Here is a 17,730-nt window from a genome sequence, read left to right as displayed (position 1 = left end):
CTCCCCTTACGGTCTCTCCACGGTATACATCCGGCGGCGTTCTTCATCTTCCAGCGCAGCGGACCAAGCTTCGCGATACGTTGTCTTCGCATGTTCGAAGCGGCTGGCCAAACCGGCAGCCTCTTGCTCATTGGTCAGCATTTGGCGCACCCAATCCGTGCCCATCCGCTTCACCCACGGAGCTGTACGTTCACCGTAAATGCCGGTTTCGCGGTACAGCTGCACATAGGCTTTAGCCAAAAAGATCACTTCGTCCTCTGACGCCACCGTCGTCAGGCTGTCGCATTCCCGGACCTCAGTCCCGCCGTTTCCGCCAAAATACAGCTGGTATCCGTTCTCCACGCAGACGACGCCAAAATCCTTCGTCAGTACCTCGGCGCAGTTCCGCGGACAACCCGTAACGCCCATTTTCATTTTGTGCGGTGTATCGACCATCTCGATTTCCTGTTCCAGCCGGATGCCAAGCCCTAACGAATCCTGCGTGCCGAATCGGCAAAATCTCGAACCGACGCACGATTTGACGTTACGCAGCGACTTGGAGTAAGCATATCCCGAACGCATCTCCAGCTCCTCCCAAACTTTCGGGACGTCTTCCTTCTGAACCCCGTACATCCCAATGCGGCTGGCGCCCGTAATTTTCACCAGTGGCACGTTGTATTTCTTTGCGACTACGCCGATGCGAATCAAATCCTCCGGTGTCGTCGTTCCGCCATACATCCGCGGGATGACGGAGAATGTACCGTCCTTCTGCATGTTGCCTTCCATTCGTTCGTTGACATATCTGGAAGCCTTATCGTCCGCATACGTGTCGGGATGCAGCATCCGCAGGTAATAATTCAGCGCTGGACGGCACTTCGAGCAGCCTTCTTCGGATGCAAATCCGAGCACGATGCGCGTCTCCCGCGGCGACTGCAGGCCTTTCTCGCGAATCGCAGCCACCACCTCGTCACGGGTGAGCGTCGTGCAGGCGCACATGCCTGCTGCTTTTTGTGCCGATGCGTCGAATTTGTCGCCGAGCGTATGGGCGAGGATCGCCTCAACCATGCCGCGGCATTTGCCGCATGAGCCACCGGCTTTGGTCACAGCTTTCACTTCGTCGAATGTGGTCAATCCGTTTTCGAGAATGGCGCCGACGATGCGGCCCTTGGTTACACCGTTGCATCCGCAAATCGTTTCATCCGCGCTGATCGACGCGACATCGAGACCGCTGTCTCCCCCGGCTTTATGGAGCACGGAGGCGCTCGTATACTCCTGAATATCGCTGCCTTTCTTCAGCAGGCTGAACAGCCGGGTCCCGTCGGAAACGTCCCCGTACAGCACAACGCCGACGATGCGGTGATCCCGGACCAAAATCTTTTTGTAGGATCCTGCGACCTCATCCTGTACGACGATCGCTTTCGTGTTCGCATCCCCATGGATTTCTCCGCCGGAAAACAGATCGCATCCCGCCACCTTCAATTGCGTGGACAACACGCTGCCCGTGTAGCCTTCCGTGGCCCGGCCCGTAAGATGGTCCGCAAGCACGATGCCCTGTTCGTACAATGGCGCCACCAGGCCATAGGCAACGCCGCGGTGTTCGGCGCATTCGCCGACGGCATAAATCGATGGATCCGCCGTCTGCATCAGGTCGTTGACTTGAATCGCACGGCCAACCGCTAGACCCGCTTCCCGCGCCAGCGCGACATTCGGGCGGATGCCGACGGCCATGACCACAAGATCGCATTCGACGTTCGTACCGTCTTCAAACCGAAGACCTTGTACCCGTCCGTCACCGTAAATTTCGGTCGTTTTCTTTTCCATCAGAAACTTCATGCCCTGGGCTTCCAGATCCTGTTGAAGCAGCTTTGCCGCGGCAGCGTCGAGCTGCATTTCCATCAGATGAGGCAGCAAATGAACGACATGGACCTCCATCCCCTGATTCATCAATCCGCGCGCCGCTTCCAAGCCGAGCAATCCGCCGCCGATGACAACGGCCTTTTTGTACTGTTTAGCCGTTTCCAGCATCATTTTCGTATCTTCAATCGTGCGGAAGCCGATGACGCCTTCCAGGTGGTGTCCCGGTACAGGCAAAATAAATGCGCTGGATCCGGTCGCGATAATCAGCTCGTCGTAGGGAACCACGGTTCCCCGGTCGGTTCGGACTTCTTTGGATGCCCGGTCAATCTCTACTGCCCGTTCCTGGGACAGCAAATGTATGTTATTGGACCGATACCAGTCCCAATCGTTGATCGTGATTTCTTCAAACGTCGTTTTCCCTTGCAGCACAGGGGACAGCATGATGCGGTTATAGTTGGGATACGGTTCATCCCCGATCATCGTAACCTCATAGCGGTCTCGGTCGCGGCGGAGAATCTCCTCGATACACCGCGCTCCCGCCATCCCGTTGCCTATCATCACCAATCGTTTACTCATAAACACGCCTCCCGTGCAGCATTGTGAAATTAATTACATTTATATCCTAGCGGATATGGGAGGCTTTGCCTGTGAAGTAGATCACAGTAGCTAAAAATTCGCGATAGTCAGGGACTCTGCGGCGTGTTTTGCTCTGGATCTCAACGGTGTGAAGTGCAATATAAAAAGCCACCCTGATGGATGGCCTTCTATACCTTCGATGTCGGTAGCTGACTGAAGGAACCGATCATACTCCTGAGCACAAGGCTTCTGACCCGCTGGGGATTGCAATTGGAATGACCTCCATGCATCATCAGAATGGGCTCTCCTTCTCCAACAATCGAGTATTCTATCGAATAGCCTGCTTTGGTCGTATAATAGCTGATCGTCCGGTTGACTCGATCCCTAATCATGAGGAATACGCCAGCCCCCTTGCACCCAACCTATGAGGTAGCGAATAGCAGCAATCATGAATGATATGAAAAACAACCCGGAAGCTACATACCAAATAACAGCTTGATAACGGTCAGGTTCAGGAGGCTCGCCGACCGGACCTGTCTCGGGGATGATCGGATGCAGGCACAAATATCCTGCCCTTAACGAGCAAACGGCCGATATCAACGAAGAGATGGCCAGCAGCACCCATTTCATTTTATCCATATCCCGACCCCTTCCCGTAAACAAGGTACAAAACTACGGCTCCTGATTATTTTCAATCCCAAGTTAGCTCGCCTTTTCTCATTTTGGCAATATAAATGATCTGTCCTGTATGGTAGTGGACTTCTCTGAACATTGCCATCATCAGATTTAGGGCTGTCGTTTCGTTGTTCACCTGGCTGTATGTAGGGGGAGTGACCTTCATGCTTTGGATAAATTCGAGTGCAAGATCCATGTTTACACCTCTCCGTTTTATAGGAAGACCTTTATGAATCTCCTCCAGCTCTTTATTCGATCCACTGTCTTGCTCCCACCTTGTGGAACAGCTCATAGTCGTTGTTATTGCGTAGTGCATCTTCGATACGTCTGCATGTAAAATCGCTAATGGGTCTGGGAAGTTCATTTCTTGCAAAGAATCCGCATTCCACAATTTCAGGCGAGCTTGGCTGAGGCGTCCGGTTATCTGTACTGGTTGCAAGGAAAACGAAGTGATGTATGTCATAGTCCGGATCGTAGTATATCCCCGTTAAGTTACCGATAACTACTTCCAACCCGACTTCCTCAAACACTTCTCTTTTTGCGGTTTCCTGAGCCGACTCATTCTCTTCCGCCTTACCGCCAGTCAGGTCCCAATTGTTTTTGACATAGCTGTGCTTCACAAGCAGCACTCTTCCCTCTGTATCAAGAATAATTGCCGCTGAGCCGATTAACTTTGACATAAAAACGCTCCCTTCGGATTCAAACGATTTAATCTAGACCCCATATGAGGAACTGGAGTTAGAAATTCAATGGACAGCTCAGCTTTACCATAATTCCCCTGTTTAGTATAACAGAACATACATTCTGTATGCAGTATAAAAAATAACCTACAAGAGCGACAATGATCGTCAGTTTGTTTTTCAAATCACGTCCGATTATTCAATATGGAAGGATGCAACGTGCTTTTTTAGCAAAAAAAGAAGCCGCTAAGATCGGCTTCCCTTATTTTCAACTAAGTATTTATAATATTTATTTCATAATTGCAGCAACCGAACAACCTCGCCATCCCTTAGTTCATTGCTAACCTTTAGAAATCCCAGAGATTCGTATAAATGACCCGCGGTTAAGTTGTTAGGACGGTGGCCGATCATGATTTTTTCACAGTCCGTTTTTGCCATCGTTTCGATCAGCTTGTGCATAGCTGCCTTTCCAAATCCTTTGCCCTGAAAATTCTGATCAATCATTATCGCTGGTATCCAAAAATTCCCTTCCTCGTCCGGTTTATTACAGAAGACCAGGAATCCAACCAACAGGTCATCCTTATGAATGGCGCGCAATTCAAATTCACAGACATATTTCGATTCAGCAATCCAATAAACGACTGGTGCTGGAAAAATTTCTTCTTGTTCTTTTTTTACCCTTAGCTTCGTACAAGCATACCAGTTCTTAGCGGTCACCGGCTTCAGAACAATACCCATAAACCAATTCCTCCAGGACTATTAGATGAACGATCCCTTACATCGTATCATTTGGGCATCCTGCCTGGTTGGTATAAAATTGTTATAGGAAGCTTTTATATCCCAGCAATCATTTAATTCACATCACCAAGATATCGGACATTCACTTCATTATTCATTAAAATATGGCCAAGTGGTTTCGGATACAGCCTGATGTCATCGAGATGACGAATGTCTACCCACTCAACGCCTATCTGATCCTGATCGGGATTGGTTCCGTTCATCCGTGCCGGCGCTTCCTGGGCAAGCGAGCAGACAAAATAAAACTCCACTTGATGAACGCCTTGATCCCAGGCTGCGAACTCATGATTTTTACCTATATACTCGCGCACGTAAACAAGGTCCTGCACCTCAACTTGGACTCCAAGTTCTTCAATGCATTCCCTCTTGAGGGTTTCTTTCAGCTCTTCACCATGATCTTGACCACCGCCGGGAAATAGATAAAAAAATCCGTCGTTATCCTTATTTTTGGTCAATAACAATTTTTCATGTTGAATGATGATCGCTTTAGCAGAGTTTCTAATCGGCTTCATGCTAACCTCACGATTTCTTAGAGTTATGTGTTGAATGGATTTCGTCTTTAAAATCCGTTATGTTGGACAAGGTCGTGACGGTTTCCATAGAGATCCTCGAAGACCGCCTCGATCCCCCAGGGAACCTCTTTCGGTTCACTGAAAAAATGGACTCCGTTTGACTTCATTTGTTCGTAATCACGATAGAAATCATCGGTTTGTACGACGAGGAATACATGGTTCGCTGCTTGGGTTCCAACCCTGTCAAGCTTAGCCTCCGTGTCTGCCACCACAAATACGATGGCGGTTTGCGCATCCTTTGACGGTGCGACGGTGACCCATCTCATGCCGTTCCCGAAATCGTTGTCCGTTAACAGAACAAACCCCGCTTTTTCCGTATAAAATTCTATCGCTTCATCATAGTTTTTAACCAGTAGCGTGACATGTCCCAGTTTTTTTTGCATTACTTTTCACTCCTCCTTGGTATATGAAAAAGCTCAACCCAACTGAATCATTTTTATATTTCCCCTTCCGCCCTTGTCCATGTTAACATCATCGCATATCAGAAAAAAGAAGAAATTGACTGTATCAATCAGCTTCTTCATGCCATATAGGAGGTCCTTATGATGATCCAAGATCATGATCTGAAACATCTCAGACGCTGCGTGGAATTGGCTAAAGCCGCTCTTGAGGTAGGAGATGAGCCTTTTGGCTCCATACTTGTCTCTGCCGATGGTCAGGTACTTGCGGAAGATCATAACCGCGTAGCCGGCGGCGATCATACCCGGCATCCGGAATTTGAGCTGGCTCGCTGGGCGGCCCGGAACATGACGACGGGAGAACGAAGCAAAGCAACGGTCTATACCTCAGGCGAGCACTGCCCGATGTGCGCTGCGGCCCACGGCTGGGTTGGATTAGGCAGGATTGTTTATGCCAGTTCGTCCAAGCAGCTGATGCAATGGCTGGAGGAAATCGGAGCTGCTCCATCACGAGTACGCAGCCTGCCGATCCAGGATGTGATTCGCGACACGGTTATCGACGGCCCTGTCCCTGAGCTTGCTGAGCAGCTGCGCGATCTTCATCGCCAGTTTCATGCGAAGGATCGGTAACCCCCTCCCACTGTGTTACTGATCGGTCATCCTTTGCATCATTCTTGCCTGATTCCATCTCCTTTGTTATTCTTACCGTATGTTTGAACTAGGAGGCGTTTCAAAAATGGATTTAGAGATGCAACCCACCGGGCTTGAACCGTATTTGCCTGAATTATCCGCACGGTTAAACCAGTTCTTGCAGACGGACGGATTACATATGACGGAGATCCCTTCGCTGCATATGATGCGGGCCACGGCAACGTCCGAACCTATACATAGCATGTACGCGCCTTCTTTGTGTTTCGTTGTCCAAGGCGCCAAATCGGCAGCACTCGGTCATGAAACTTATCATTACAATCCGACCACATACCTCGTGACTTCCGTCCATCTCCCGATTAAAAGCGAAATTACCCAGGCTTCGCCTGAAATTCCGTTCATTGGACTTCACTTGGAGTTTACGCCGGATCAAATTCTGGATATTTTGCAGCATTCGGATCTGTCCTGGCCCGAAGAGTCGGAGCCGGGAAGCGGTATATTTTTAGGCAAGACTAATCCCCAACTGCTGGATGCGTTATTGAGGCTGGTGAAATTGATCGACCAACCTGCTGAAATTCCGATTCTGGCTCCCTTGATTACTCGTGAAATTCTGTTCCGCGTTCTGCAGGGCGAACATGGACATTTGGTCAAGCAGTTTGCGGTGATCGGCAGCCAGGCGCACGCCATTGCCAAGGCCATTCAGCTAATTCATCGCGATTATTCCAAGCCGCTTCGCGTCGAGGAATTGGCCAAGGAAGTAAACATGGCCGCTTCGTCTTTTCATAAACATTTCAAGCAGGTCACAGCCCTGAGCCCGCTGCAGTACCAGAAGCGGATCAGACTCCAGGAAGCGAGGCATCTCATGATCAGCGAACAAATGGGAGCAGCCGATGCCGCTTTCCAGGTTGGTTATGAAAGTCCTTCCCAGTTCAGCCGCGAGTATGCCCGATTGTTTGGCCTGCCGCCTAGAAGCGATTTGAAACAAGCCTCTATTCAGTAATGGTGACCCTAGTATCCGTTTAATTGACCACACGCTGATCCACAAGAAAAGTAATCAGCCCCATCTCGATGAGATAGGGGCTGAAAAATTTTCAGCAGAGCTGAACCATTCTATAATCGCAAGGAAAACTGCCGCTAAACGCGGTCTGTCTTCTTTGAAGGTACGTCGATAGACGTTTTTCTTACGTCCGTATCGAATTGCTCTCTTCACGAAGACCAGATCTATTTAAGCATGTCCACAATTTGTTCGGCAGTGCGGACTTTTCCGATGCGAGGAAAAATGGTTCCGCACACATAATCGTGCTCTTCCTTAGTAGATGCAGTCATCGCGTCTTCGGCAAACACTTGGTGGTATCCATGCTGATAGGCTTCACGGGCTGTCGTGTCCACGCCGATGGATGTCGATATGCCGCACAGGACAATTGTATCAATGCCGCGGCGCCGAAGCTGCAGATCGAGATCCGTGCCGAAAAATGCACCCCATTGCCGTTTGGTGATCACATGCGCGCCGGGAACGTGGGCAAATTCGGGCAGCAGATGGTCCCACCCTTCCGGCCACTGCATCGGAGCCGCCTTTGTGTCCGTATCCGGGTTCAGCATGTCCCTCCCATCCATTGATGATACTTTGACGAATATGATGAATGCTCCCTTGTTTTGAAAAGCCTCAACCATTTTGCTGGCGTTGCCGATCACTTCCGTGCTGGAATGCGGGGCGGCTTGCCGCCCGCTGGCTGCGATTCCCTGCTGCAGATCAATGACCACCAATGCCGTCTTTTCCGCTTTCAAAGTTCCTTCTCGTTGCTGAAGTTCTCCCATGTAAATCGCTCCTTTTAAGGTTAATTGTACTGAGTCCTTTTTTAGTTTTTTGCTAGCACGGCTTCTTGGCGGTTCAGCTTCCGGTACAGCTTAAAGTATACCCAACCCCCATTCAGCAGCAGCAATGCGCCCGTGATAAAGAAAACGTCGCGTGTGCTGAAGAATGCGGCGATCTGTCCTCCCAGTAAAGCACCGCCAAACACGCCCAGGTATCCTGCCGACATATTGAAACCAAATATTCGGCCGGTCAGACGCTGAGGTGTAATTTTTTTGAGCAGGATGTTGATGGATGGGGTTAGTCCCCCTGCCGTCAGGCCAAACAGAAAACGCAGTCCCATCAGCTCCCAGGCATTCCGTACGAACGCTTGAGGAATGAATAGGACGCCTGCAGCGATCAGGGCGACCAGGATGACTCGATGTGCTCCAATCCGGTCGGACAGCTTCCCAAGCCGGGGCGCAGCCACAATATTCGCAAGTCCCGACGCCGAGAACGTTATTCCGGCCATTAAGGCAACATGCGCCGCATTACCGGAAATCTGCGTGATGTAGACGGTGATGATCGGTTCTACCGAATACAGGGCAACCGTCAACACGAAAAAGGTTACGAACAGAGTCACCGTCAAGCTCTTTTCCGGAACGGCATCCCATACATCCTTGAGGCTCGGCGCCGTCTGATGTTTACGGACAAAGTTTTCCTTGACGAAAAAGGCGGTTGTCAGAAACGCAATAAACAGCAGCACACCGGTAATAAAAAACGAATTTTGCAGTCCAAAGTTTTCCGCGACGAATCCGCCAATTGTCGGCCCCAAGAGCGATCCCGCAATATTAGCGGTTGATAATGTGCCGAGCGCATAACCCGCATGCTCCTGATCCGTCTGCGTGGCGATGAGCGTCGTGCATGCCGTACTGTATCCGGTAATAACGCCCTGCAGCAGGCGAAGGCCGATCAACACATAGACATGATGAGCAAATCCCATGCTGCCTACGACAACCGCCATACCCAAGCTCGCCCGCAAAAGCATCGGTTTGCGTCCGTATTTATCCGCCGCTTTCCCCCAGATCGGAGAGAAAATGGCCGAAATGATAAAGGTCGCCCCGAAAGCCAACCCGGAGAGCTGCGCCACCGATTCCGCATTGTCTGCGCCAAGCTGCTTTATATACAGGGGCAGGATCGGCGCTATCTGGCTCATCCCGACACCGGTGACAAACATGCCGAACCAGCATACGATCAAGTTCCGTTTCCATATCGGCATGCCAAAAAGGCCTCCTTTCTGCTGTAATCCGTTGCTGTTGTTCTAATGACATGAACAATAACAACCTCATACTAACGCGAAACAAGACCTCTTACCATGCACGATCTTAATGACCATGGACAATTTTGCTGTAAAATTCCGAAGGGCTGACGCCCTCGATTTTTTTGAACATGCGGCTGAAATAAAATTCATCCGAGAATCCCAACTCGCCTGCGACCTCCTTGACCTTGAGATCACCTTCTAAAAGCAGCTCCTTGGCTTTATCGATTTTGAGCTTGTTAAAAAATCCGATCACGGAATATCCGGTGTTTTCTTTAAATGTCCGCGACAAATATGCAGGAGATAACTGGACCGTTTCCGCCAGTTCGCCAAGCGTGATTTTACCTTTGACGTGCTGGTGCATGTAATGAATAACTTTTTCCACTTTCAAAGAAACGGCGTCCGGAGCATGCTGCTGCTTAATATGCTGATAGATAGCGACGAACAGCTGCTGAAGCAGGATTTTGCTCATGAATTCATACCCCGGGAGCTTGGCCAGCCAGCAGTCCACAAGCCGGTGGAAAAAGTCTAGAACCGAATGAGCATCTTTGATTGAGAGGATCGGTTCTAAGGGGATCTCAGGGTTTTCGTCCGTAACCTCCCATCCTCTATCGTTCAGGATTATACGGGAGCAGCTGAAGTGTACGGTCAGGAAGCCGGCCGATTCCTCTCCGCCGGGCTCGACTGAATGAAAGACTCCTGGAGCGATATAGTACAGCATACCTCCTTGGATGGCTGTTGTCGTTCCACCGATCGTGATGCGGCCGCCTCCTCTGGTAACCAGCACAAGTGCGTGATGCGACAAGGTTCTGGACAGCCGGCGCGGATGCTTCCATGTACGTCCGTTGCAATAATGGATGTGAAAAAAAAGCTGATTACTGTTCATGGGTCTCCCGCTTTTTTGATTAATGTCATAAATTATTTATCTGATAAATCATAGGATCAAGGTAAAGAGCGAGTTCAAAAAGCCGCTAAATTAGCGGCTTTTGGTATATAAACCCTCAACTTTCCTAAATCGGATCATACATGATAATTATGGCTGTAGTCAAAGATATCAAAAACTCAAAATATTGGAAAATCCAAATACGATCGACGCAATTAATAGTAAAGTCAGAAGAGATACGATCACAACAAATCGAATCACCCACTGCCGGAATCTTGGCAGCATTACCCCGGTAGCATGAGCATAGTACGCGGCTGCCAGTCCGCTCAAAATGCCCATGATAAGAAACCAAGGTTCGTAAAAGAAGAGATCCCATACAGCAAGCCGTTCTTTGTCAATGACTGCCCACCCTTGCAGCTCTAAGGGAATAGCCCCGATCAGAAACAGCGTTTTGGTTACGATCCCTGTCGTTCCATGGGCGATAAGCATCGCGGAGCTGAACAGCGTGGGAATCAAGATGAACAGGCGTGGAATCCTTTTGTGCCTGAAATGCGGTACCCAGACAGGAACCGTGAGACCCCATGGCTTGACAAGACCCAGCAGAATGAAACCGCAGATCATGATCAATACACCCGCTCCATAGCTGGCCAAGCTGAACGCATCTGGATCGGAAAGTTGTCCAAAACCGCCAATGGTACCGGCAGCCGCTTCATAAAAGCGTACAAAAACGGCGTAAAGCAGCGCCCACCAGAAACCTGCATATGCGGGCCAAATCGATCGCTTAGTAAAGCGTTCAAAGGCATTCATTACCTGGGTGGTCGAAGTTTCGCTCGTATGATCTTTGTTCATGGCCATCCCCCCTAAGCCCGGTTGCAATATCCGCAACCGCCGCGGCGACGGTAATAGTAAGTGACGGCGGCTATGCCAAGCGCCACTCCCCAAGGCACCCATAATATCATCGGGCCGATGCCCCCTTGAACAGCGTTCAGCGGGAAACCATCGAGTGGGATGAAGTTGAAGCGGATACCCAAATATGCAAAACTAAAAACGACGCCAGCCGCAGTGACCGGAACGGCTACGAACAGGGAGGGAATGACCGCCAGTGATATGGGCACCCTTTTACCCCCTACCAATGGAAACCAACGCGGAAACACTTCTCCCCATTTCTGGATCAGTCCAAGGGTCAACAGACCGCCGCCAATGCATAACGAGCCAAACACCCATTCCGTTACATAAGCCATCGGATTCATCCTAGGGAAGTCCCGTACGAAGCTTGGGTCGACCCCCATAGGAATATGAAGTGCCCAAGCAAACCGGGATACCGCATACGGAACGGGGGCTAAAGCGGCAATAACCGTTGCGATGCGACCAAGCCTATCCAGCAACCGGTGATTCCCGCCTTCCGTTCGCCCGCAATGCATGCAGGCATGTACCGATTTACGCCGGTATCCCAATCCGGCAAACGCCCACAGGCAAGCGCCTAATATACAGACCAGTTGATAAAGCATTTGCCCGGTAAAAGTGAATTTAAATAAAAATGCGTAAGCCATACTCATGATCAAGCTGATATCCGGGATCAACAAAATTAACGTGATAGCGAATCCCCAAGCATAGCCTTGTATCAGCCAACGCGGAAAAATGCCGTTCCGGTCGCTATGCATGGCAATACCAACAAATACGCCGGCAAAACAGAGCGTCATTGAAATCAGACCGGCCGTATGTTGGGGAATATAGGTGATTAGGGCAGAAAATATCCCCATGTTCCCCTGTTTAAAAGGATATCCGCCTCCGCCTTGCAGCCAGTAAAGCTGAAGTCCCCCGTAGATCAGCGACCAGATGATCGCTGCACTGCCGATCCAAGCTGGCCATCGATTCAAAAATCCACCGGTCCCCTTTTCCCGTTGAACAATCGCAGTCATCGCACTCACCCTTATCATGTATTATTTGCAGAAGCGAAGATCTGCAAGCTTCGACTTCGTTAATGATGATACATGAGGGTACATGGTTTGAAACGCTTCCAGAGGACCGTTTAGACACCCGACTGGAGATCCGTTTAGCGGCAGGACCTAAATGTTCGTTCAGTGGCCTAATTCGGCTTCATTAACCCTTTCTGCCAGGCAAATACGGCAGCTTTGGTCCGATCCAGCATATGGAGTTTGCTTAAAATATTGCTGACGTGGCCCTTCACCGTTTTTTCGCTGATGATGAGCTTCTCGGCAATTTCGGCATTCGACAGCCCTTTGGCGATCAGGCGCAGCACCTCAAGTTCACGATCGCTTAACTCGGCAAAAGGGCTGGCATCCTCCCGCCGCGAGTCGCGAATATCCTGAACGACACGGGCGGCCACCCGCGGATGCATCATCGATTCTCCACGAACGGATCTTCGTACCGTTTCGACCAATTGTCCCGGTTCGATATCCTTCAGAATATAGGAGACCGCCCCAGCCCGAAGTGCGGGAAAAATGTACTGATCATCGTGAAATGAGGTCAACACAATGACCTGCGATCTTGGACTGACCTGCTTTACCATCTGGGTTGCTTCTACGCCGCCGATCCCGGGCATGACCAAATCCATCAGCACGATATCGGGCACCAGTTCACCGGCCATCCGAATGGCTTGTTCTCCTGAATCCGCCTCCCCAACGACCAGGCAATCCGGCTGTATTTTGAATAATGCGTGCAATCCCTGCCTTACAATCGCGTGATCATCGACAATCAGAATGGTGATCAGTTCCGATTCTGTCACAACGGTTCACTCCCACATTAGAAATCTTTCATTTCCCGTATCTTCAGCTTATTTCCTTCTGGGTTCCACGGGAATAACACCGTGCTGTGATCAAGGTGCCTTTGCCTGGCTCACTCCAAATATCAAGCTTACCGCCCAGGGCTGCCATGCGCTCCCTCATGGATGAAAGCCCGACGCCGGGACGGATGTGCGGTTCATCAAAACCGCGGCCGTTATCCCGAATCATTAGTGTTATGGAATCGCTGCACTCCAAACGAACCGTCACTGCTCCCGCACCGCTGTGACGAGCGGCATTGGACAAGGCCTCCTGCGCAATCCGGTAGAGAGCTTCCTCGATGGCCGGAAGCGCCATATTATCGCCGAAGGACTCAAATGCCGCCGCAATGCCGGTTTGCCCCTGCCAGGCCCGAACATACTCCGAGAGAGCCTTGGGCAGATCTTTATCCTCCAATGCAATCGGTCGCAATTCCAATATAAGCGCATTCAGCTCCCTCTGCATATGGCCAATCAGCTTTTCCGCTTCCGCCAAATGCGATTTGGCAGCTTCTCCATCCTGTTCTATCAAGGATCTTCCGGTATTTACCCAAATGGAGACCGCAAACATTTGCTGCTTGATGCTGTCGTGTAGCTCCCGCGCCAAACGATTGCGCTCCTCGATCGCCGCCAAATCCTGCCGTGTTCGCAGCAGCTGTTTGAGCTGTCCGGCCATATGATTTAGCCTGTGACCCAGTTGTCCCAACTCGTCACCGGAAAGGTCCTGTACAGACGCGGAAAAATCGCCTTCGCTCCAGCGGTTCGCCGAGGTGAGAAACTTTTGGATCCGGCGGACGAGACTCCGAGACGTGACAATGCCGAATGCAATACCGACAATTGTGGCGCCAATCAGAAAACCCAACAGACTGATACCGAAAAAACTTGCCGCATTCGGAATAAACTGGCTGAAGGTTTGGGATGCCAGATGGATATGGCTCGCCTTGACGACAAGAACCGCCCGAACTTCAACCTTATTAGCAATCGGCGCCACGATATATACAGTATCTTCGACTTCAGCTGTATAAGTCTTCGTGGTTTTGTTCACAGTGGGCTCTAGTGCAAAGGCTGACTGGATGTTCAGCCGGACTTTATCAGGCAATGGCAGCGATCGGCTCTCTTGTGCAGTCTCACCGGAACCGGCCAGCAGCTCGCCCTTAGGGCCAACCACCGCCGAATAACCTTGGAATTCAGCGCCGAATTCGACTGGCCACTCCTGTAGAGCTTGATCGAGTTTGTTTTGGTTGATATATGGCCCGCTGAAGCTTGAAGCAGCATTTTGGGCAACCGTCCCTACCTGCATGGCAAGTACTTTGTTCGTGTTGAGATTCACAAAAGCGTAATAACCCAAAACGGCAATCATCTCGAGCAGGATCATGACGACAATCGTTATGAGAATATAAAATAAGGTCAACTTCCACTGCAGCCGGTGAAACCGCCCGGATTTGTTCGCTAACACGGCAAATCCCCTCTTTTTCAGATCAATTTATAGCATTCCATCCGCTTCGGATAGGCGATTCGATTATAGCATGGAAACATTGACCAGTATATTGACAACAGTTACGATGATTAACCGGCGAAAAAGAAAATAAACCCGTCTCAGACAAGACGGGTTTATTTCGTAGGAATCGAAAAACTATTTTTGACCAGAGTGCATGATGGATTGGATCATTACCGTCGGGAATTGAAGGCCATTAAGAAAACTGGAAATGGCTGATCGACACATGTCCTTTCATGATCAAAAACACATTATGGCTGCCATGGATCCCGCTCAACTTACAGGAATAATCCTGCCATGTCTGCGGATCGCCTGAAGTTAGCGTGATCCGGCCCGCAGGCAGTCCTTCAGGACGATCGAGCCGCACTTCAACGACGGCATCCGCCGTTCCTGCCGCGCGAATCCGCAGCGTATCTGCGCCGTCCTCGAACTGGGCGTCATGAAACGCGATCCATCCGGCTTGATCCTTCACAACGACAGCACTGCCGCCTTCCGTACACTCACCGATCAAGACGCCTTCGTAATCGTCGTAATTGGTCGCTTTAGTTACAAGCGTGAGATCGCGCGGCGGGATCGTCTCCCCGTCAACAACCAGCTCGGCTGCCAGCGGCAGGTTCTCGGAAGAAGCGCCAGCCATGATCGTATAGGTGCCGCTCTCGATGCAATAGCGCTCGCGGGTAACATCCCATATTGCCAGCTGCTCTAGCGGAACTTCAAAGGACACATCGGCCGTCTCGCCCGGCTGAAGCATCACCCTGCGGAATCCGAGCAGCTGCTTGCGCGCACGCTTGACGCGGGACTGATTTGCCCGGCCGTACAGCTGCACCACTTCCTCACCTGCCACTTCACCGATGTTGGTTACCCTGCAAATCAAACGAACCGCTTGATCCGTGCCTGCCGTAAGCTTTTCCTTGGCAAGCTGCAGCCCCTCGTACCGGAAGGTGGAGTAAGATAAGCCATGCCCAAACGGATACAAAGCCTCGCCTTCAAAATATTGATACGTTCTGCCGTGCTTAATGATATCGTAGTCCATAAATTCCGGCAGCTGGTCGACGGATTTATACCATGTCATATTCAGTCTTCCCGCCGGGTTCGTGTCGCCGAACAGCACGTCTGCCAATGCATGCCCCAGCTCCTGGCCGGCATGGGACGTGTACAGAACGGACGGTACATGGGCGTCCACCCAGTTCAGCGCGTACGGGTAGCTCCCCACGACGACGACCACCGTGTTCGGATTGGCTGCATAGACCTCCTGAATCAGCTGTTCTTGCGATTCCGGAAGCGTAATATCCGGACGGTCGATCGTCTCCTTGCCGTTAATCAGCGGATGATTGCCGACGAAAACGACAGCCAGATCCGCTTCGGCAGCAGCTTCTTTGGCAGCTTGGAGCTTGTCCGTGACGATTTCCAGCTCGAACAGATCCGCGTGAACGATCGGAGCATCCTCACCGGATACCTCGGCGGCACCTGCAACGTTGATCTCATTCGCGGTCTCCGCGGCTTGGCCGTCGCCAACCAGCAGCTGACCTGATTCAGGGTGCACTGTGACCGGCGTACCGTTCCATGTCGAGAAGGTAACGGACCCTTTCTCATGCTCAGTAGGATGGACAAGGAAGACCTCTTTCGTGAACCATTCCCAAATTTGTTCGGACGAAGCTTTAACGATCTTGTCATCGGTTGTCAGGTAGCGGCCGTTGTTTTCAGCGATCAAGGTGTGGCTTCCCCAACCCCAATCCGTCATTTCGAACACCGACGCATCTAAAGCGTTTTCGGTAGACGCAGCCAGCGCGGCCTCTTCTCCGTCCTGAATTCGGACATACCGCCCCGTCTTTTTGGATTTGAGCCGGATCCGGTCCGTTCCCCCACTGTACAGCGTCTTACCGTTCGGTCCTACCGCGGTAAGCTTCTCTTGGATGCCCTGCAGAGGTGTGACTGCATAAGGCAATGAGCCGCTGTACCAATCCCGGTACACGATACCCGCAAGCGGTCCGATCACGGCGACTTTGTTCAGCTTGTCCGCTTTCAGCGGGAGGAGCCCACGGTCATTCTTCAGCAGCACCATCGCCTTGCGGGTAGCTTCCCGAGACAGCTCCGCATGCTCCGGCCGCAGGATCGCGGATTCGTCGATCGCAGCATACGGATTTCCCTCTTCGGGATCGAATTCGCCGAGCCGGAAACGGACGCGGAAAGTATTCGTCAGCGCAACGTCAAGGTCGCTCTCGGCCAGTAAGCCCTCACGCAGCGCCTCACGCAGCGCCTCTTTGATCACAGCCGAGTCGTCTGTGATACTGTCAATGCCGCCCTCTTTAACGGAGCGGGCAACGGCTTCCTTATACGTATCCAGGTATCCGTGGTCCCGGACGGTACCGGTCACGTCGAAGGCATCGCTCACGACAAAGCCGTCCATACCCCATTCTTCCTTAACGATGGCTTTGACGTCCGGACTCAGGTTGGCCGGCACGCCGTTGATGGCATTGTAAGCCGTCATCATGGACTGCGCCCCGCCTTCTTTGAACGGAATCTCAAAAGCTTTCAAATAATATTCCCGCATGTTGCGCGGATCAATGCTGACCGAAGCATCGCCCCGGCCCACTTCGTTATTGTTTGCAATAAAGTGCTTCAATGTGGCAACCGCTTTCAAATATACGGGATGATCGCCTTGAATGCCCTGAATGAGCGCGGAGGCCAGTTTCCCGGTCAGGATCGGGTCTTCTCCGTAGGCTTCTTCCGTTCTCCCCCAGCGCGGGTCGCGCTCCAAATCGACGGTCGGAGCCCATAGCGTCAACCCGTTTACTTCGGGATTGCGGCGGTAGAATCCTCTGGCCTCATCTCCGATCACGCTGCCGATTCGTTTCATGAGTTCCGTGTCCCACGTGCAGCCAAGGCCGATCGGCTGCGGAAATCCAGTTGCTTCTCCGAGCCACGCCATACCGTGGGCTGCTTCTGTTCCGTGTTTATACGCTTTCACGCCAAGCCGTTCGACGGCAGCTTGATATTGAACCATCAGCTCCACTTTTTCTTCCAGCGTAAAGCGGGAGACAAGGTCGCTCACTCGTTCTTCAAGAGGTAAGGATGTATTCTGAAATGGATAGTCTGTCTGTGCTGGCATCGTTATCATCTCCTTCAGGCGTATTTTAAGCCATATCGGTTTCAGGAGATACCCGGATAATTAGAGGCGTTTTCATATAGAATTCATAGAAAGAGCTGGGCCGTTGGATAGCGCCGGAGGAATGATTCGTATGTCTCTATTCACAAGGATAAAAACGCACTACCTTAATAAAAA

At 51.2% G+C, this 17,730-nt stretch carries 17 protein-coding genes; 2 read left to right on the top strand and 15 right to left on the bottom strand.

Annotation, left to right across the window (positions count from 1 at the left end):
• Positions 1-6: 6 nt before the first annotated feature.
• The 7 genes from nirB to CJP46_RS06835 form a co-directional block, all read right to left on the bottom strand.
• Positions 7-2,412 (bottom strand): nitrite reductase large subunit NirB, encoded by a 2,406-nt coding sequence (gene nirB / locus CJP46_RS06860; RefSeq protein ID WP_094594806.1) that lies wholly within the window; start codon positions 2,410-2,412, stop codon positions 7-9.
• A gap of 384 nt (positions 2,413-2,796) precedes the next feature.
• Positions 2,797-3,051, bottom strand: coding sequence for a hypothetical protein (locus CJP46_RS36085; protein ID WP_143812928.1), 255 nt, complete (start codon positions 3,049-3,051; stop codon positions 2,797-2,799).
• A gap of 52 nt (positions 3,052-3,103) precedes the next feature.
• Positions 3,104-3,283: a hypothetical protein gene (locus CJP46_RS06855; RefSeq protein WP_094594805.1), complete on the bottom strand. Its 180-nt coding sequence runs from the start codon at positions 3,281-3,283 to the stop codon at positions 3,104-3,106.
• A 52-nt stretch (positions 3,284-3,335) separates the two neighbouring features.
• On the bottom strand, positions 3,336-3,767 hold the full coding sequence (locus tag CJP46_RS06850; protein ID WP_094594804.1) for an NUDIX hydrolase: 432 nt from the start codon (positions 3,765-3,767) through the stop codon (positions 3,336-3,338).
• A 294-nt stretch (positions 3,768-4,061) separates the two neighbouring features.
• The gene (locus CJP46_RS06845) at positions 4,062-4,505 is read right to left on the bottom strand and encodes a GNAT family N-acetyltransferase (RefSeq protein WP_094594803.1); all 444 of its coding nucleotides are present in this window, start codon (positions 4,503-4,505) and stop codon (positions 4,062-4,064) included.
• 113 nt (positions 4,506-4,618) lie between these two features.
• On the bottom strand, positions 4,619-5,077 hold the full coding sequence (locus tag CJP46_RS06840; RefSeq protein WP_094594802.1) for an NUDIX domain-containing protein: 459 nt from the start codon (positions 5,075-5,077) through the stop codon (positions 4,619-4,621).
• Positions 5,078-5,124: 47 nt separating this feature from the next.
• The gene (locus tag CJP46_RS06835; protein WP_094594801.1) at positions 5,125-5,520 is read right to left on the bottom strand and encodes a VOC family protein; all 396 of its coding nucleotides are present in this window, start codon (positions 5,518-5,520) and stop codon (positions 5,125-5,127) included.
• Positions 5,521-5,682: 162 nt separating this feature from the next.
• Here CJP46_RS06835 and CJP46_RS06830 point away from each other — a divergent pair, with 162 nt between their 5' ends.
• Positions 5,683-6,165: a nucleoside deaminase gene (locus CJP46_RS06830; protein ID WP_094594800.1), complete on the top strand. Its 483-nt coding sequence runs from the start codon at positions 5,683-5,685 to the stop codon at positions 6,163-6,165.
• Between the two features lie 106 nt (positions 6,166-6,271).
• Positions 6,272-7,183: an AraC family transcriptional regulator gene (locus tag CJP46_RS06825; RefSeq protein ID WP_094594799.1), complete on the top strand. Its 912-nt coding sequence runs from the start codon at positions 6,272-6,274 to the stop codon at positions 7,181-7,183.
• Between the two features lie 221 nt (positions 7,184-7,404).
• Here the strand turns inward: CJP46_RS06825 and CJP46_RS06820 are convergent, their stop codons facing one another.
• From CJP46_RS06820 to CJP46_RS06785, 8 genes are all read right to left on the bottom strand, one after another.
• A complete protein-coding gene (locus tag CJP46_RS06820; protein WP_094594798.1) occupies positions 7,405-7,998 on the bottom strand; it encodes an isochorismatase family protein in 594 nt (197 codons plus the stop codon).
• Positions 7,999-8,039: 41 nt separating this feature from the next.
• A complete protein-coding gene (locus CJP46_RS06815) occupies positions 8,040-9,251 on the bottom strand; it encodes a multidrug efflux MFS transporter (protein ID WP_094594797.1) in 1,212 nt (403 codons plus the stop codon).
• Between the two features lie 106 nt (positions 9,252-9,357).
• Positions 9,358-10,176 (bottom strand): helix-turn-helix transcriptional regulator, encoded by an 819-nt coding sequence (locus CJP46_RS06810; RefSeq protein ID WP_094594796.1) that lies wholly within the window; start codon positions 10,174-10,176, stop codon positions 9,358-9,360.
• Between the two features lie 168 nt (positions 10,177-10,344).
• Entirely contained in the window at positions 10,345-11,022 is a 678-nt protein-coding gene (locus CJP46_RS06805; protein ID WP_094594795.1) for a DUF3995 domain-containing protein, read from the bottom strand.
• 11 nt (positions 11,023-11,033) lie between these two features.
• On the bottom strand, positions 11,034-12,050 hold the full coding sequence (locus CJP46_RS06800; protein ID WP_143812927.1) for a hypothetical protein: 1,017 nt from the start codon (positions 12,048-12,050) through the stop codon (positions 11,034-11,036).
• Positions 12,051-12,259: 209 nt separating this feature from the next.
• Entirely contained in the window at positions 12,260-12,919 is a 660-nt protein-coding gene (locus CJP46_RS06795; protein ID WP_094594793.1) for a response regulator, read from the bottom strand.
• A gap of 43 nt (positions 12,920-12,962) precedes the next feature.
• Entirely contained in the window at positions 12,963-14,408 is a 1,446-nt protein-coding gene (locus CJP46_RS06790) for a sensor histidine kinase (protein ID WP_256992217.1), read from the bottom strand.
• Between the two features lie 235 nt (positions 14,409-14,643).
• Positions 14,644-17,556 carry a glycoside hydrolase family 3 protein gene (locus CJP46_RS06785; RefSeq protein WP_094594792.1) on the bottom strand — a complete coding sequence of 971 codons (2,913 nt, stop codon included), beginning with the start codon at positions 17,554-17,556 and terminating at the stop codon, positions 14,644-14,646.
• Between the last annotated feature and the right edge of the window lie 174 nt (positions 17,557-17,730).

Source organism: Paenibacillus sp. XY044 (assembly GCF_002257645.1).
Classification (GTDB): Bacteria; Bacillota; Bacilli; order Paenibacillales; family Paenibacillaceae; genus Paenibacillus_AQ.
This window is presented reverse-complemented; position numbering and strand designations above follow the sequence as displayed.

Bases quoted from the DNA above. Each gene is read 5' to 3' on its own strand.
- nirB (WP_094594806.1), bottom strand. From the start codon at position 2,412: ATGAGTAAACGATTGGTGATGATAGGCAACGGGATGGCGGGAGCGCGG.
- CJP46_RS36085 (WP_143812928.1), bottom strand. From the start codon at position 3,051: ATGGATAAAATGAAATGGGTGCTGCTGGCCATCTCTTCGTTGATATCG.
- CJP46_RS06855 (WP_094594805.1), bottom strand. From the start codon at position 3,283: ATGGATCTTGCACTCGAATTTATCCAAAGCATGAAGGTCACTCCCCCT.
- CJP46_RS06850 (WP_094594804.1), bottom strand. From the start codon at position 3,767: ATGTCAAAGTTAATCGGCTCAGCGGCAATTATTCTTGATACAGAGGGA.
- CJP46_RS06845 (WP_094594803.1), bottom strand. From the start codon at position 4,505: ATGGGTATTGTTCTGAAGCCGGTGACCGCTAAGAACTGGTATGCTTGT.
- CJP46_RS06840 (WP_094594802.1), bottom strand. From the start codon at position 5,077: ATGAAGCCGATTAGAAACTCTGCTAAAGCGATCATCATTCAACATGAA.
- CJP46_RS06835 (WP_094594801.1), bottom strand. From the start codon at position 5,520: ATGCAAAAAAAACTGGGACATGTCACGCTACTGGTTAAAAACTATGAT.
- CJP46_RS06830 (WP_094594800.1), top strand. From the start codon at position 5,683: ATGATCCAAGATCATGATCTGAAACATCTCAGACGCTGCGTGGAATTG.
- CJP46_RS06825 (WP_094594799.1), top strand. From the start codon at position 6,272: ATGGATTTAGAGATGCAACCCACCGGGCTTGAACCGTATTTGCCTGAA.
- CJP46_RS06820 (WP_094594798.1), bottom strand. From the start codon at position 7,998: ATGGGAGAACTTCAGCAACGAGAAGGAACTTTGAAAGCGGAAAAGACG.
- CJP46_RS06815 (WP_094594797.1), bottom strand. From the start codon at position 9,251: ATGCCGATATGGAAACGGAACTTGATCGTATGCTGGTTCGGCATGTTT.
- CJP46_RS06810 (WP_094594796.1), bottom strand. From the start codon at position 10,176: ATGAACAGTAATCAGCTTTTTTTTCACATCCATTATTGCAACGGACGT.
- CJP46_RS06805 (WP_094594795.1), bottom strand. From the start codon at position 11,022: ATGAACAAAGATCATACGAGCGAAACTTCGACCACCCAGGTAATGAAT.
- CJP46_RS06785 (WP_094594792.1), bottom strand. From the start codon at position 17,556: ATGCCAGCACAGACAGACTATCCATTTCAGAATACATCCTTACCTCTT.